Annotated in this window: 14 protein-coding genes and 1 tRNA gene; 14 read left to right on the forward strand and 1 reads right to left on the reverse strand. The window is 72.3% G+C overall.

Going from position 1 to position 15,162, the window contains the following annotated elements; translation table 11 throughout:
- Positions 1 to 99 precede the first annotated feature (99 nt).
- The 14 genes from JOD66_RS17925 (at position 100) to JOD66_RS17990 (ending at position 15,011) form a co-directional block, all read left to right on the forward strand.
- Complete coding sequence (locus JOD66_RS17925) at positions 100 to 1,821, forward strand: helix-turn-helix domain-containing protein (RefSeq protein ID WP_204838193.1); 1,722 nt, start codon at positions 100 to 102, stop codon at positions 1,819 to 1,821.
- A gap of 97 nt (positions 1,822 to 1,918) precedes the next feature.
- Positions 1,919 to 2,860: an MBL fold metallo-hydrolase gene (locus tag JOD66_RS17930; RefSeq protein ID WP_204838194.1), complete on the forward strand. Its 942-nt coding sequence runs from the start codon at positions 1,919 to 1,921 to the stop codon at positions 2,858 to 2,860.
- A 160-nt stretch (positions 2,861 to 3,020) separates the two neighbouring features.
- The gene (locus tag JOD66_RS17935; protein ID WP_204838195.1) at positions 3,021 to 3,731 is read left to right on the forward strand and encodes a fumarylacetoacetate hydrolase family protein; all 711 of its coding nucleotides are present in this window, start codon (positions 3,021 to 3,023) and stop codon (positions 3,729 to 3,731) included.
- Positions 3,732 to 3,766: 35 nt separating this feature from the next.
- Complete coding sequence (locus JOD66_RS17940) at positions 3,767 to 4,567, forward strand: cyclase family protein (RefSeq protein WP_204838196.1); 801 nt, start codon at positions 3,767 to 3,769, stop codon at positions 4,565 to 4,567.
- Positions 4,568 to 4,601: 34 nt separating this feature from the next.
- Positions 4,602 to 5,921 carry an ABC transporter substrate-binding protein gene (locus JOD66_RS17945; protein ID WP_204838197.1) on the forward strand — a complete coding sequence of 440 codons (1,320 nt, stop codon included), beginning with the start codon at positions 4,602 to 4,604 and terminating at the stop codon, positions 5,919 to 5,921.
- A 33-nt stretch (positions 5,922 to 5,954) separates the two neighbouring features.
- On the forward strand, positions 5,955 to 6,866 hold the full coding sequence (locus JOD66_RS17950; protein ID WP_204838198.1) for a branched-chain amino acid ABC transporter permease: 912 nt from the start codon (positions 5,955 to 5,957) through the stop codon (positions 6,864 to 6,866).
- On the forward strand, positions 6,863 to 7,864 hold the full coding sequence (locus tag JOD66_RS17955; protein ID WP_204838199.1) for a branched-chain amino acid ABC transporter permease: 1,002 nt from the start codon (positions 6,863 to 6,865) through the stop codon (positions 7,862 to 7,864). Before JOD66_RS17950 ends, JOD66_RS17955 begins: the two co-directional genes overlap by 4 nt.
- Positions 7,861 to 8,589, forward strand: a complete 729-nt coding sequence (locus JOD66_RS17960; RefSeq protein WP_205126446.1) for an ABC transporter ATP-binding protein — start codon at positions 7,861 to 7,863, stop codon at positions 8,587 to 8,589. Before JOD66_RS17955 ends, JOD66_RS17960 begins: the two co-directional genes overlap by 4 nt.
- Positions 8,582 to 9,289 (forward strand): ABC transporter ATP-binding protein, encoded by a 708-nt coding sequence (locus JOD66_RS17965; RefSeq protein ID WP_204838200.1) that lies wholly within the window; start codon positions 8,582 to 8,584, stop codon positions 9,287 to 9,289. Before JOD66_RS17960 ends, JOD66_RS17965 begins: the two co-directional genes overlap by 8 nt.
- Positions 9,286 to 9,888: a carboxymuconolactone decarboxylase family protein gene (locus JOD66_RS17970; protein WP_204838201.1), complete on the forward strand. Its 603-nt coding sequence runs from the start codon at positions 9,286 to 9,288 to the stop codon at positions 9,886 to 9,888. Before JOD66_RS17965 ends, JOD66_RS17970 begins: the two co-directional genes overlap by 4 nt.
- Positions 9,889 to 9,893: 5 nt before the next feature.
- On the forward strand, positions 9,894 to 11,417 hold the full coding sequence (locus JOD66_RS17975; protein ID WP_204838202.1) for a class I adenylate-forming enzyme family protein: 1,524 nt from the start codon (positions 9,894 to 9,896) through the stop codon (positions 11,415 to 11,417).
- Positions 11,414 to 12,334 carry a fumarylacetoacetate hydrolase family protein gene (locus JOD66_RS17980; protein ID WP_204838203.1) on the forward strand — a complete coding sequence of 307 codons (921 nt, stop codon included), beginning with the start codon at positions 11,414 to 11,416 and terminating at the stop codon, positions 12,332 to 12,334. The genes JOD66_RS17975 and JOD66_RS17980 overlap by 4 nt, the downstream gene beginning before the upstream one ends.
- Before the next feature lie 8 nt (positions 12,335 to 12,342).
- The gene (locus tag JOD66_RS17985) at positions 12,343 to 13,503 is read left to right on the forward strand and encodes a thiolase domain-containing protein (protein WP_204838204.1); all 1,161 of its coding nucleotides are present in this window, start codon (positions 12,343 to 12,345) and stop codon (positions 13,501 to 13,503) included.
- A gap of 236 nt (positions 13,504 to 13,739) precedes the next feature.
- On the forward strand, positions 13,740 to 15,011 hold the full coding sequence (locus JOD66_RS17990; protein WP_204838205.1) for an HNH endonuclease signature motif containing protein: 1,272 nt from the start codon (positions 13,740 to 13,742) through the stop codon (positions 15,009 to 15,011).
- A gap of 45 nt (positions 15,012 to 15,056) precedes the next feature.
- Here the strand turns inward: JOD66_RS17990 and JOD66_RS17995 are convergent.
- Positions 15,057 to 15,129, reverse strand: a tRNA-Arg gene (locus JOD66_RS17995).
- Between the last annotated feature and the right edge of the window lie 33 nt (positions 15,130 to 15,162).

A 15,162-nucleotide genomic window follows, 5' to 3' on the forward strand; every position in this document is an offset into this window, starting at 1 on the left:
TCGCCTCCTGGTGACAGCCGAGGTACGTGCCGCGTATGCTGCCAGAACTTGAACTCCGGTTCAAACTTGGCTGTGGATGCAAAGCAGGGAGGTGGGGCCGTGACTCTCGAGACCCCCGCGCGGCCCGCGCTGACCGGCGAGCTGTACCTCCGACGGCTGCTGGCCGCCCGCGACGTCACCCAGGCGCTGCAGATCGCGACCGACCATGTGGCGAGGCTGCTGGGATGTCCGGTCTCCTGGGCCGGGCTGGTCGAAGGGGACTACCTGGTCATGGGTGCCCACCACGGCGTCGAGTCGACGGAGATGGCGGCCGCCTGGCGGCTGAGGGTGGGCGAGGGGATCGGTGGCCGGGTCGCCCTCGAGCGCCGGCCGCAGATGAGCCGCGACTATCGGCATGACTCGCGGCGGGTGCCGTTGATGAAGCGCCTCATCGACAACGAGGGCATCCAGGCGACCCTCATCGTGCCGATCCTGGTCGCGGAGACCACGCTGGGAGTGCTGTACGCCGCGCATCGTCACCCCTACCCGTGGACCGAGGCCGAGCAGGACGCCCTCGAGCAGATCGCCCACGACCTCGGGGTCCGGCTGCGCCAGCTCGACGTCGACGGCGGGAGGCAACGGCTGGCCGACCGCGCGGAGCGTCGCTCGTCGCTGGCCAGGCTCAACATGGAGGCGTCCGCGCGGCTCGCGGGCAATCTCGCCCACCATGCCGATGCCGGGCTGGCGCTGGACCTCCTCGCCCGGGAGGTCGGCGGCTGCGTCGAGCTGCGACAGCCGGACGGGACGCTGATCCGCACGTCGGGTGAGCTCGGCGACGGCAACCCCCGGGTCATCGTGCGCGCCGTCCTCCCCGAGTGCGACGACCTGACCGTGGTCGTCGTCCACACCCGCGAGCCGGACGAGGACGCCCGGGCGTTCATCGACCTGTGCGTCGGCCTCTTCCGGCTGCAGCTCCTGCGGGTCAGCGAACGCGAGAGGACGACCGAACGGCTCCGGGGCGGCCTGTTCGACGACCTGCTCGAGGGCCGGGTGGGCGAGCCCGAGGCGTTCCGCGAGCGGATGGCCCTGATGGGGATCGCCGTGGCCGCGGGTGCCCATGTGGTCGTGGCCGGCCTGCGCGACAGCCCGGACGACCTGGTCCGCCCCGAGCGGTTGGAGCGCCCCCTGCGCGCCGCGGTCCCGGGCGTCGTGACGGCGCGTCGTGGCAACCGCCTGGTGGCCATCGTCCCCGCTCCAGGGCGGCCCGCCGGCGACCTCCGCGCACGGATCGGCTCCGTCCTCGAGCGGGCGGAGGGCGCGTGGATCGCCGGCCTGGGGCGCGGGTGCGTCGAGCTGCTCGACTGCTCGACGTCGTACGACGAGGCCCGCGCGGCCTGCGAGCTGATGATCCGCGGCGACGTCGACGGTCCGGTCGTCACGGCTCATGAGCTGGGGATCCTCGGCATGGCCAGCCTGCCGGCGGCCCACCTGCGGACGACGGTGCTCGACGTGCTCGGCCCGGTGCTGGAGCTCGACGCGCGCCGCGGCACCGACTTCCTGCTGACCCTGCGGGCCTACCTGGCCCACGACCGGCACCTCCCGGACACCGCGGCCGCCCTCCATGTCCACTACAACACCGTGCGGAACCGGATCGCCAGGATCGAGGCGACCCTGGGTGTCGACATGCGCGACGTCGACGACCGGTTCCGGCTCGAGACGGCGCTGCGCATGCATGCGCTCAGCGAGGCGCTCGGGCACACGGTGCCCGACTCGGTGCGCGACTCGGTGCGCGACGCGGCTCCGGGTGGGCGCCCGCGCGCGGTCGGCGCTGTCGCGCCGTGACAGTGTCGGGCCCGGATTCTGTCGGGGGCTGATCTGGGTGACGGCCGTCACAGGGCCGGAAGGTGGGCTCACCACCCACCGAGCAAGGAGCCCTGCGATGGCCGAGATCCCCTACACCCGCGGACTGCACCGACTCACCGACCACTGCCACGCGTGGCTGGTGCCCGACGGGACCTGGGGATGGAGCAATGCGGGCCTCGTCGTCGGTGACGGCGAGTCGCTGCTGGTCGACACGCTGTTCGACCTCGCGTTGACGCGGGAGATGCTGGCCGGGCTGGCCGGGGTCACCCGCGAGAGCCCGATCCGCTACCTCGTCAACACCCACGCCAACGGTGACCACTGGTTCGGCAACGAGCTGGTCGCCGACGCCGAGATCATCGCCTCGGCCCAGACCGCCGACGAGATGTCGTCGAACGGCCCGGACCTGATCACCGGCCTGCTCGCCCAGCAGGGACCCGCCGGAGACTTCGCGCGACACATCTTCGAGCCGTTCCGCTTCGACGACATCACGCCGACGCCGGCGACCCGCACCTTCGAGGACGAGCTGCGTCTCGACGTCGGGGGCAAGGAGGTCCGGGTCATCAAGCTCGGCCCGGCCCACACCGAGGGCGACAGCGTCGTCTTCGTCCCGGAGGACCGCGTGCTGTACGCCGGCGACCTCCTCTTCATCGGTGGTACGCCGATCAGCTGGGCCGGGCCCATCTCGGGGTGGGTCGCCGCGTGCGACCGCATGCTCGCCCTGGACCCCGTCGCCGTCGTTCCCGGACACGGCCCGGTGATCCCCGCGGCGCGGATCCACGAGGTGCGGGACTACCTGGTCTTCGTCGAGGACGAGGCCACCCGGCGCTACGAGGCGGGCATGTCGCCCGAGGACGCCATGCGGGACATCGCCCTGGGCCGCTTCGACGCGCTCGACGAGAAGGGCCGCATCGCGCAGAACGTGCTCGCCGTCTACTACGAGCTGGACCCCGGCCTGGAGCGCGTCGACACCCTCGAGGTCATCCGGCGCATCGCCGATCTGGAGGGCTACCGGGCCTAGGCCCGCGCCCGGGGCTGTCACGGCGTGACAGCGGAGGGCGCGCTTTCTGTGGGGCGGCGCTCTGGTGACCGCCGTCACAGCCCGTGAAGGTGGTCACGACGCGGACCGAACGTCCGCCCACCGACCGATACGAGCCGACGAGGAAGGAGGACCAGCACCGATGAGGCTCACGACGTTCAGCAGCGGCGGCACCAGCCACACCGGCGTGGTGGACGCCGGTGTCGCGGTCAGTCTCGGACTGGCCTCCGGCGGCGACCCGCGATTCGCGAGCCTTCTCGCTCTCGTCCGTGGCGGCGACTCGGCGCTGGCGGATGCGCGTGAGCTCGCCGTCTCGCACCCGGTGCGGGCGGCGTACGACGTCGACGACGTCACCGTGCGGGCGCCGTTGCCCGTCCCGACCGGGGTGCGGCACTGGACCCGGACCGGCGCGGCAGAGGCCGCCGCTCCCGACACGCCGGCGAAGGGCCCGGGCGACCCGGTCACCCCGAACGCCGACGGCCGCGTCGCCGTGGCGATCGCCGCCGTGGTCGACTCCTCCGCCCGGATCTTCGGCTGCACCGTCCTCGGTGGAGCACAGGGACCGTTCGTCGTCACGGTGGATGCTCTCGACCCGGACCTCGCCCGCGTGGTCGAGGTCCGGGTCAACGGTGTCCACCACGCACGGTCCGCCGTCCCGGACGCCCGCGGCCACCTGGACCGGGCGTTCGCCGGCCTCGGCGCGATCCGCCCGCTGCGCGCCGGGGAGCTCGTCGTGGTCGACCTCACGGCCGACCTCCCGCCCGGGCAGTGCGTGCTCCGCGACGGCGACGAGATCGAGCTCGAGGTGACCGGCCTCGGCGTCCTCCGCAACCGCATCCAGATCCTCCCCTGACCGACCATCCACCGAAGGCCACGAAAGGCAGCACCATGACCAGGCTTGTCGACCTCTCCCGCACCCTCGACCCCGCCAACCGCGAGCTCGTCCCCGAGGCCTACAAGGCGCTCGAGACCGTGCTCGCGCCCAAGATCGAGTATCTCCACCCCAGCGACCGCGGCCGCGACCGGATGACCGAGATCTTCGGCTGCGAGGGCCACGAGCTCCCCAACGGCGAGGGCTGGGGCGAGGACTGGCTCACTGAGATGAACACCCACTGCGGCACCCACGTCGACGCCCCGCTCCACAGCGGCAGCCTGATCGAGGGCAAGCAGGCCCGCACGATCAGCGACATCGACCTCTCCGAGCTCTACCGCCCGGGCCTGGTCCTCGACGTCCGCGAGTGGGCCGAGCCCGGCAAGGCGCTGCCGATCGAGGCCCTGGAGAAGGCGATCGCCGCCACCGGCCGCGAGGTCCAGCAGGGCGACGCGCTGCTGCTGCGCACCGGCCAGGAGCGCTACACGCCGGCCGACCCCGAGTTCTTCAACTACCCGGGGATGAGCGGCGACGGCACCCGCTACCTGACCGGCCTCGGCGCCACGATCCTCGGCACCGACGCGATGGCCTGGGACCGCCCGTTCCCGGTGATGAAGGCGGCGTACGAGGCGACCGGCGACCCCAAGGAGCTGTGGGACGGCCACTTCGCGATCGCCGACAAGGAGGCGTTCATCATCCAGCAGCTCGACAACCTGAAGTCCGTGCCGGTGACCGGGTTCACCGTCGGCTTCTTCCCCATCAAGCTCCCCAAGACCAGCGCGTCGCCCTGCCGCGTCGTCGCCTTCCTCGACAACTGACCCCCGCACCACCCGAGCACCAGGAGAAGCCCAGATGTCCCGCACCACCTCGAAGTCCGCCGTCCGCGGCATCGCTGTCAGCGCCTGCGCGGCGCTCCTCCTCTCGGCCTGCGGCGGCGTGGTCAAGGAGGACGGCAAGAACAGCGACCCGGCCGCCGACCTGCCCGACGCCGAGATCGTCGCGCCGATCGCCGGCATGGAGTGCACGACCGACACCGAGCCGACCGGCGACCCGATCGTGGTCGGCGGCTCGCTGAGCCTGACCGGCCCGCTGGCCCCGACCGCGACCCTGCACGACGCGGTGGCCGACCTGGTCGTGGACTGGGTCAACGACTGCGGGGGAATCGACGGCCGTCCGCTCGAGTGGAAGGTGCTCGACGACCAGGGCGCCCCCGGGACGGTGACCTCCAACTACGAGCGCCTCATCGGCGACAAGGTCGACTTCGTCATGGGCCCCTACGGCGGCGCCGCGGCTCTCGCCGGTGCCGGCCCGGTGACCCGCGCCGGCTATGCATACCCGACGGCCACCAACGGCGCGCCCGACAAGCTGATCGGCGAGAACCACTTCCCGTCCTGGCAGATCGGCGGCGGCGTCACGGACCCGGCCAGGATGTTCGACGCCCAGGCCACCACCTTCGTCGACGCGCTCGAGTCCGGCGGCAACCCGCCGAAGTCGGTGTTCTACGCCACGGCCAAGTTCCCGACCACGCTCAGCTACGCCGCCGCGACCCGTCCCGCGCTCGAGAAAGCCGGCGCCGAGACGGTCGGCGACGTCGAGTACGACCTCGGCACGACCGACTTCAGCTCGATCGCGATCCGGATCCAGAACGCCGACCCCGACCTGGTCTACGTCGGCGGCCTCGGTGCCGACATCACCAACCTCTACCAGGCGTTCGACGCGATCGGCTACACCCCCAAGGGCATCTACGTCGCGCTGCCCGCGCCGGCCGCCGTCCAGGGCCTGGGCGACAAGGCCGAGGGTCTGCTGATCTCGTCGATCTACGAGAACCACCCGCCGCTGGGGGACACCGCGGTGGCGAAGTACTTCGCCAAGGCCTACAGCGAGGTCGCGGCCAAGGACAAGCTGTTCCCCCTGGTCGAGACCCAGGCCGCCGCGGGCTTCAGCGCCTGGCAGATCCTGCTGACCGGCATCCAGGAGGCCGGCGTCGACAACAAGGCCGTCATCGCGTGGCTCAACGCCCACGACGTCGACACGCTCGTCGGCACGGTCAACTTCGACGGCTACAACAACTACGGCACCGACTTCACGCGGGTGGCGCAGATCCAGGACGGCAAGCGGGTCCTGGTGTGGCCCAAGGACGTCGCGGACGCCGAGCTCGTCGAGAAGCACTGACGGTCGCCCGACCGTCCTGACCGGAGACCCACCATGTCCGTATCGTCGATGGCGCTTGCCCAGACGCTGCTGAACGGAGCCCTGCTGGGCTGCCTGTTCGGGAGCATCGCGCTGGGCCTGAGCGTCAAATGGGGCCATCTCGGGGTGGCCGACTTCTTCCACCTGTCGCTCACCCTGCTGGGCGCCTACGTCACCTACAGCCTGGTGTCCGAGCAGCTCTGGGACCCGTTCCTGACGCTGGTCGTCACGGTGCCGGCGTTCTTCCTGATCGGCGTCGGCGTGCAGTGGCTCTTCCTGGTGCTCGAGGCGGAGGCGTTCACGTCCCTGCTCATCACCTTCGCGCTGTTCATGGTCACCGAGAGCGCGGTCTCCAAGATCTGGAGCCCGGACCTGCTCAACCTGCGGCCGATGCTGTCCGACGGCTTCACGACGAGCATCCGGCTGCCGGAGCCGCTGCCGCAGCTCGCGGTGCAGCCGATCGACCTGCTGGCGCTGGGCTGTGCGGTCGTGATGGTCGGGGTGTCGGCGTACGCGCTCGGGCACACGCGCTCCGGTCGGGCGGTCCAGGCGATGCGCCAGGACGGCGAGATCGCGCAGACGCTCGGCGTCCGCGTGGTCCCGCTGACGCTGCTGGTCTCCGGTCTGGCGGCGGCCACCGCCGCCGTCGCCGGGATGGTCGTCGCGCTGCGGATGCCGCTCAGCCCCTCGCTCCCGCTGCAGTGGATCGGCGTGGTCGTGGTGGCCACGATGCTCGGCGGCCTGGGCCGTCCGGTCGGTGCGCTGCTGGCGGCGGTCGCGGTGATGATGATCCAGAACGCCTGGTCGCTGTGGTTCCCGCCGCAGTGGTCGCCGGCGGTCGCGTTCGGTGTCCTGTTCCTCTTCCTCGGCGCGCAGCCGGCGATCCGGCTCGTGCGCGAGTCGCTGACCGCGAGGAGGCTCGCATGAACGCCCGGGTGGACCGCGTCCTCGCGGGGAACGCCGGAGCGATCGTCGTCGCCGCCCTGGTCGCGATCGCCCTGGTCCCGACCGTGGGCTCGGACTTCGTGATCGCCTTCGGGTTCCAGCTCGTCACCTGGATCGCGCTCGCTCTGAGCTGGAGCCTGTTCTCCGGCAACTCGGGCTACGCGAGCTTCGGGCACGGCGTGTTCTTCGGGATCGGCACCTACGCCACCGCCGCGATGCTGCGGCACACCGACGCGCCGTTCGTCGTCACGCTCGTCGTGGCGGGCCTGGCCGCCGCGCTGCTGGCGGTCGTCGTCGGGCTGGCCGTGTTCTCCTCGCCCCGCTTCGCGGGCGACCTGTTCGGGCTGATCACGCTGGCGATGGCGTTCATCGTGATCACCGTCGTGTCCAACCTGGCCTTCCTCGACGGCGGGACGGGCGTCTTCGTCCGCGAGCAGGCGGTCGGGACGTGGATCGGCTCGTCGACCGGACACCTGTTCGTGGTGGGCACCCTCATCGCCGCCGGTACGGCGCTCGTCGCGCTCGCCGCGTCGCGCAGCCGGTGGGGCGCGGCCCTGCGCTCCATCCGCGACGACGAGGGCGTCGCCGAGTCGCTGGGCGTGCCGACGTACCGCTACAAGGTGCTGACGTTCGCCGCGAGCGCCGGTCTGGCCGGCCTGGCCGGGGCGCCGCAGGCGATCTTCCTCGGGTACGTCGAGGTCGGCGCGGTCTTCACGCTCAACATCCCCCTGCTCGTCATCATGATGACGATCCTCGGCGGGATCACCCGTTGGTGGGGGCCGTTGGTGGGCGCGGCGTCCGTCGTCGTGGTCCGCGAGCTGCTGCTCGACATCGGCTCGCCGGAGCTCTCGCAGATCATCCTCGGCGTCGTCTTCGTCCTCGTGATCGCGCTGCTCCCGCACGGCATCTCCGGCTCGCTGCCGCGCTCGCTGTCCGTCCGCCGCCGCCGGGCGGCCTCCCTGGAAGGGGCGCACCGATGAGCCTGCTGCGCTGCACCGGCGTCACCAAGCGGTTCGGCGGCGTCACCGCGCTCGCCGAGGTCGACCTCGAGGTCCACCAGGGAGAGATCGTCGGTCTGGTGGGCCCGAACGGCTCGGGCAAGACCACGCTGCTGAGCACGATCGCCGGCTCACTGCCCGTCACCGCGGGCACGATCGAGTTCGCCGGGCGCGACATCACCCGCGCGACGCCGCACCGCCGTGCGCACGCCGGCATCTCCCGCACCTTCCAGGTGCCGCGCCCGCTGGGCTCGTTCACCGTCGAGGAGAACGTCGCCACCGCGTGCATGTTCGGCCGCGACGGGCTGGGTCGGAATCCCGCCCTGGAGCGGGCGCGTGAGGTGCTCGCGCTGGTCGGGCTCGCCGAGCACGCGGGCTCCGAGGTGGGCAAGCTGACCCTGCACGAGCGGAAGTTCCTCGAGATCGCCCGCGCGATCGCGCTCGACCCGCAGCTCATCCTGCTCGACGAGGTGCTCGGCGGGCTCAACCCGAGCGAGGCCGCGCTGGGCATGGAGCTCATCGCGTCGCTGCGCACCCGCGGGATGTCGGTGATCTACATCGAGCACAACGTCCGCGCGGTCTCCACCCTCGCCGACCGCATGTACGTGCTCAACCAGGGCCGCAACCTGGCCGACGGGCTGCCCGACGAGGTGCTCAACGACGTCCGTGTGGTCGAGGCCTACCTGGGAGGACCGGTCGATGCTTGAGGTACGTGACCTGGTGGTCAACTACGGCGAAGCCGCCGCCCTGCGCGGTGTGGACCTCACGGTGGACGCGGGCGCGACGGTCTCGCTGATCGGCGCCAACGGCGCCGGCAAGAGCACCCTCGTCAAGGCGCTCATGGGCATGCAGCCGGTGACGTCGGGCTCGATCACGCTCGACGGCGAGGACATCACCCGGCGGGCGGCGTCCGACCGGCCCCGGCTCGGGATGGCGATCGTCCCCGAGGGCCGGCGGCTCTTCAAGGAGATGTCGGTCAAGGACAACCTGCGCCTCGGCCTGCACGACGCGGCCGCGCGCGAGCGCTCGTCCGGCGGGCTCGACCTCGCCTACGACCTGTTCCCCGTGCTGCGCAAGCGCTCCCGCCAGCTGTGCGGGACGATGTCCGGCGGCGAGCAGCAGATGGTCGCGCTGGGCCGGGCACTCGTCTCCCGGCCGCGGCTGCTCATCCTCGACGAGCCGTCGCTCGGCCTCGCGCCGATCGTGGTGGCACAGGTCTTCGAGGTGATCGAGACCGTCGTCGCACAGGACGTCACCGTGCTGCTGGCCGAGCAGAACATGCACCGCGCGCTGGGCCTCTCCGACCGCGGGTACGTGCTCGCCGACGGCTCGGTGGTTCTCGAGGGGACGGGCAGCGAGCTGCTCCAGTCCGACCGGGTCCGTACGGCGTACCTGGGGGAGTCGTGACCGCCTCCGCCGCCGTGCCGCTGTTGGGCCGCGCGCCCTGGACCAGTGCGGGCGAGGTCGACGCCGCCCAGCGGGCGCTGATCGACATGATCGCCTCTGCGTGGGGAGACGCCGGCCTCGGCGTCTCCCCCGTGGACGCCGAGGGCCGGCTGACCGGGCCGTTCGACCTGATGGCGGCCTCGCCGGTGGTCGGCGGCGCGGTGCTCGCGCTGGCCGGCGCCTTCCGCGACGGCCTGCTCACCACGGCCGAGCGGGAGGTGGCGATCCTCGTGGTCGCCGCGCTCGACGACAGCCCCTACATGCGGGCCGGGCACGAGCCGCTCGCGGTCGCCGCGGGTGTTGAAGCCTCGGTGGTGGCGGCGATCCGCGCCTCCGCGGAACTCCCGGCCGATCTGCCCGACGCTCGCTGGCGCGACGTCCACGACGTCGCCGCCGAGCTGTGCCGGACCGGCGACCTGACCGACGCGTCCTTCGACCGCGCCGTCCGCGCGCTCGGCTGGCCGCGGCTGCAGGAGCTGGTCTGGCTCGTCGGCCACTACCGCTCGCTCGCGACCGCGCAGCGCGTCGCGCGCGTCCCCGACCCGACCTCCGAAGGATGACCGCGTTGTCCCCCGATCCCGTGCTCCGGGACCTCCTCGCCCCCGCGCTCACCCGGCACGCCGCGCGCCCCGCGCTCGTCGCCGGCGGCCGCACCTGGACCTATGCCGAGCTCGACCGTGCCGCCCGGGCCGTCGCCACGGAGCTGGCCGCCCGCGGCGTCACCGCCGGCAGTGCCGTCGCGCTGATCCTCCCCAACGGCGCCGAGTACGTCGTCACCGATCTCGCGATCGCCTTGCTGGGCGCGGCGAAGGTCCCCCTCAACCTGATGCTGTCCGTCGACGAGCAGGCCCACATCCTCACCGACTCGGGCGCCGAGGTGGTCGTCGTACGGCACGACCGGACGGCGGCCGTCGACCTCGCCGCGGAGCGCGGCGCCGCCCCTCAGGTGATCGTCGTCGGCGGCCCGAACGACGGCTGGTCGGCCGCGCTGGGCCGCACCCCGCTCGCCGAGCTGCCGCCCGTTCCCCCCGACGCCCGCGCGCTCGTCATGTACACCGGCGGCACCACCGGTCTCCCCAAGGGCGTGCTGCACCGCCAGCGCGGGCTCGCGATGAACCTGCTCTCGCACCTGGTCGAGATGGAGCTCACCGCCGAGGACGTCCTGCTCCTCACCTCGCCCCTGCCCCACAGTGCGGGCTTCCTGCTGCAGACCGCGCTCGCCAAGGGGGCGCGCGTCATCGTCGAGGAGGGCTTCGACGTCGAGCGGGTGCTCGACCGGATCGAGCAGGACGGCGCGAGCTATCTCTTCCTCGTCCCGACGATGATCTACCGGCTGCTCGACGCGGCCGTGGCCCGGCCGGACGTCGACACGAGCGCGCTGCGCACGATCCTCTACGGCGCCGCGCCGATCACGCCGGACCGGCTGGAGCAGGGCCTGGCCCTGTTCGGCCCGGTGTTCGTCCAGCTCTTCGCCCAGTCCGAGGCGCCCAACTTCCTGACCCGGCTGCGTCGCGACGACCACGTCGCCGGCGGCCGGCTGACGAGCTGCGGGCAGTCGGTGCTCATGGCGGAGGTGCGCGTCGTCCGGGAGGACGGGACCGCCTGCGCGGCGGGCGAGGTCGGCGAGGTGACCGCGCGCTCGCCGTACACGATGGAGGGCTATCTCGGCCGCCCCGCCGAGACCGCCGACGCGCTGCGCGACGGCTGGCTGCACACCGGCGACCTGGGCTACCTGACCGCGGACGGCTACCTGCACCTGGTCGATCGCAAGAAGGACATGATCATCACCGGCGGCCTCAACGTCTACTCCAGCGAGGTGGAGCAGGCGCTCGCCCGCCTGGACGGCGTCAAGGAGGTCGCCGTGGCCGGCGTGCCGCACCCGGACTGGGGGGAGGCGGTCGTCGCCTTCGTGATCCCCACCGACGACGGCGTCACCGCCGCGTCGATCCTCGCCGCCGCGCGCGACGAGCTGAGCAGCTACAAGCGACCCAAGGACGTCGTCCTGGTCGCGTCCCTGCCGACGACCGCCGTCGGCAAGGTCGACAAGAAGGCCCTGCGGGCCCAGGTGAGGAACGGAGAAGCATCATGAAGTTCGCGACCTACTCGGACGGCACGGGGGAGACCCGGGCCGCGGTGCTCCAGGACGGCCGGCTGTACGCCGTCCCCGGCGCGGCCAGCGTGCTCGACCTGATCGGCGAGGGCCTCGACGCGCTGCTCGAGCACGGCCGCGCGGCGCTCGCGTCCGCCGTACCGGTGGCGGTGGAGACCGTCCGGCTCGAGGCGCCGCTGCGCCCGCCGTCGCTGCGCGACTCGATGTGCTTCCACGAGCACATCGTCAACTGCATGGGGGAGGTCGACCCGCTGCACCACGAGTTCCCGGCGTTCTACCTGTCCAACCACGCGGCCGTCATCGGCCCCGAGGACGACGCCGCGATCTCGCCCGGCTGCGAGCAGTTCGACTACGAGCTCGAGGTCGCCGCCGTGATCGGCCGGCCGGGCAGCAACATCCGCCCGGAGGACGCGCGCCAGCACATCGTCGGCTACACGACGTACATCGACTGGAGCGCGCGCGACCTGCAGTTCGAGGAGATGTCCCTGCGCCTCGGCCCGGCCAAGGGCAAGGACGGCGCCACCACGCTGGGGCCGGTGCTCGTCTCCGCCGACGAGCTCGAGCCGCTGCGCAAGGACAAGGGCTTCGACGTCGCGATGTCGGTCGCGATCAACGGGGAGCCCGTCAGTGCGGGCAACTGGGCCACCATCGACTGGTCGTTCGACGACGTCGTCGCCTACACCTCGCGCGGCACGCACCTGGTCACCGGCGACGTGCTCGGCTCCGGGACGGTCGGCCGGGGCTGCCTGTTCGAGCACCGCGCGCTCGACCCCGAGGGCTTCCGCGGCTGGCTGCAGGAGGGCGACGTGGTCACCTTCGAGGTCGACCTGATCGGGCGGATGGACGTGCGGATCGCCGCGCCGGTCACCCGTCACCCGCTCAGCTCCGGGCACTGAGGACCGCGATGGAGCCGCTGATCCTCGGCTGGAGCCACACGGCCTTCGGCAAGCAGCCCGACGCCACGCTGGAGTCGCTCGTCGTCGACGCGGGCCGGGCCGCGCTCGACGACGCCGGCGTCGCGCCGGGCGAGATCGACCTCGTCGTGCTCGGGCACTTCAACTCGGGCATGCACCCGCTCGGCTTCCCCTCGGCGCTGGCGCTGCAGATCGACGACGGGCTGTTCGGCGTACCGGCGCTGCGGACCGAGAACGCCTGCGCCTCCGGGTCCGCCGCGGTGCACACCGGTCTCGCCCACCTGCTGGCCGGTCGGGCCCGGCGGGTGCTGGTGGTCGGCGTCGAGAAGATGACCGGGATCCCGGCTTCCACGGTGGGTTCCGCGCTGCTGGGCGCCGACTACGACCTGGCCGGCGGCGAGTCGAGCACCGGCTTCGCCGGGCTGTTCGCCGAGGTGGCGCTGGAGTACGAGCGCCGCTACGGGCCGGTCGCCGACACCCTCGGCGCGATCGCGGCCAAGAGCCACCGGCTCGGTGCGGCCAACCCGTTCGCCCACCTGCGCAAGGATCTCGGTGAGGAGTTCTGCTCGACCACCTCGGACCGCAACCCGGTCGTGGCCGCGCCGCTGCGTCGTACGGACTGCTCGCCGGTGTCGGACGGCGCCGCCGCCCTCGTGCTCGGCCTCGAGCCCACGTCGACGCGGCACGACGCGGTCCGGGTCGCGGGCTGGGCGTTCGCGAGCGACCACCTGCCGCGGGCGCGGCGCGACCCGCTCGCGTTCGCCGCGACCGAGCTCGCCTGGCATCGCGCGCTCGGCGACGCCGGCGTCGCCACGACGGACCTCGACCTGGTGGAGCTGCACGACTGCTTCACGATCGCGGAGCTGCAGATGTACGAGGTGCTCGGCCTGGCCCCGCGCGGCTCCGGGCACCGCGCCCTGGCCGACGGCCTGGTGCTGCCAGGGGGAGTGCTGCCCGTGAACCCCTCGGGCGGCCTCAAGTCCAAGGGCCACCCGGTCGGGGCGACCGGGGTCTCGCAGCACGTGTCGGTCGCCATGCAGCTCACCGGGACCTTCCCCGGCGTGCAGATCGACGGCGCCCGGCTCGGCGCGGTGCACAACATGGGCGGGCTGGCCGTCGCGAACCACGTGACGGTGCTGGCGGCTCGATGAGGGCTTCGACCTCGCGTGATCTGCGATGCCCGTTCGTCGTGGACTAGAACAGGTGTTCGAGTCTGTGGTAGGGTGGCGTCAGGCCGTACGGCGGGATGCTTCGAGTGGTTCCGGGGACCTGAGGCCGAGCGTTGCCGGACAGGGCGCGCACCTGTGTGGTGCGTCACGACCGCTGAGCCCGAGGGGTTCCTCCGTGCAGGGCGAGACCGTGTTGTCGCGCCTGCTCGGGAGTGTTGATGTCCACTGCTGTTCTTGCCCCGTCCCATCCGTTGGTGGTGTGCGCTGCCCGGGTTCGGGAGGCGTTGGCGGAGGTCGCTGACGCGCAGCCGGCGTATCTGTCGGTGGCGGAGAAGGAGCGGGTGCTGGTCGATCTGGCCGGGGCGCGGGCGCAGTTGGCCGAGCTCGAGGCGCGGGTGCTGGCGGTCGCTGGTGATGTGGCGGTCGAGCGCGGTGCTCGGGATGTGGCGGCGTGGTGGGCTCATGCCACGCGGACGGATCCGCGGGCCGCGCGTGCCGAGGTCCATCTCGCTCGGGCGCTGGAGCAGCGTGCGGTGGTGGCGGCCGGGATGCGTGAGGGGACGGTGTCGGCGGCGCAGGCGCGGGTGATCGCCCGGGCGGTCGAGGAGCTGCCGGCGGGTCTGGGTCCGGAGCTGGCTACGCGGGCGGAGGCGACGTTGGTGGGCTATGCCGCGCATCATCCGCCGCGGGAGCTGAAGCGGCTGGGGCGCCGGATCCTGGAGGTGGTGGCGCCGGAGGTGGTGGAGGCCGAGGAGGGGCGCCGGTTGGAGGATGAGGAGCGTCGGGCGCGGGAGACGGCGTCGTTGCGGTTCCATGATCTGGGTGATGGCCGGACCCGGGTCGCGGGAGTGTTGCCCACGCCGGTGACCCAGCGGCTGGAGCACTACCTGCAGGCGTTCACCTCACCGCGCCGGACCGGCCGTGAAGACCCTGGTGACGGCCCTGGTGTTGGGCGCGGTGTTGAGCGGCTGCCGCGGCATCGTGCCTACGCGGATGCGTTCGCGGCGTTGTTGGAGCGGCTCGATCCGGCGCGGTTGCCCGAGCATGGTGGGGACGCGACGACGGTGCTGGTCACCATCGACCTGGCCGCGCTGTGGGCCGAGCTCGGGTCCGCTGAGGTGATCGGCGGTGATGGGGTGGAGTCGATCTCGGCGGCGCAGGCGCGGCGGTTGGCGTGTGGGGCGGGGATCGTGCCGGTGGTGTTGGGTGGTCGGGGTGAGGTGCTCGACCTGGGGCGGCGTCGGCGGTTGTTCTCGCGGGCGCAGCGGCGGGCGTTGCGGGTGCGGGATCGGCGGTGTCGGGCCGAGGGCTGCACGATACCGGCGGTGTGGACCGAGGCTCATCATCTTCAGCCGTGGTCGTGGGGTGGGCGGACCGATCTGGGCAACGCGGTCAGTCTGTGTTCGCACCACCATCACCGCATCCATGACCGGGCCTACCGTGCGGAGCGGTTGCCGAGCGGCGACGTCCGGTTCCACCGACGGCCCTGAGAGCCCGGGCGAGGTCGGGTTCCCGGCCGGAACGGCTCGGAAGGGTGCCCCAGGCAAGAGTCGAACTTGCGACCTTTCGCTTAGGAGGCGGCTGCTCTATCCACTGAGCTACTGGGGCGTGGGAGCCATCTTGTCAGGTCCGCCCGCGCCG

The sequence above is a fragment of the Nocardioides nitrophenolicus genome (genome assembly GCF_016907515.1).
Classification (GTDB): Bacteria; Actinomycetota; Actinomycetes; order Propionibacteriales; family Nocardioidaceae; genus Nocardioides; species Nocardioides nitrophenolicus.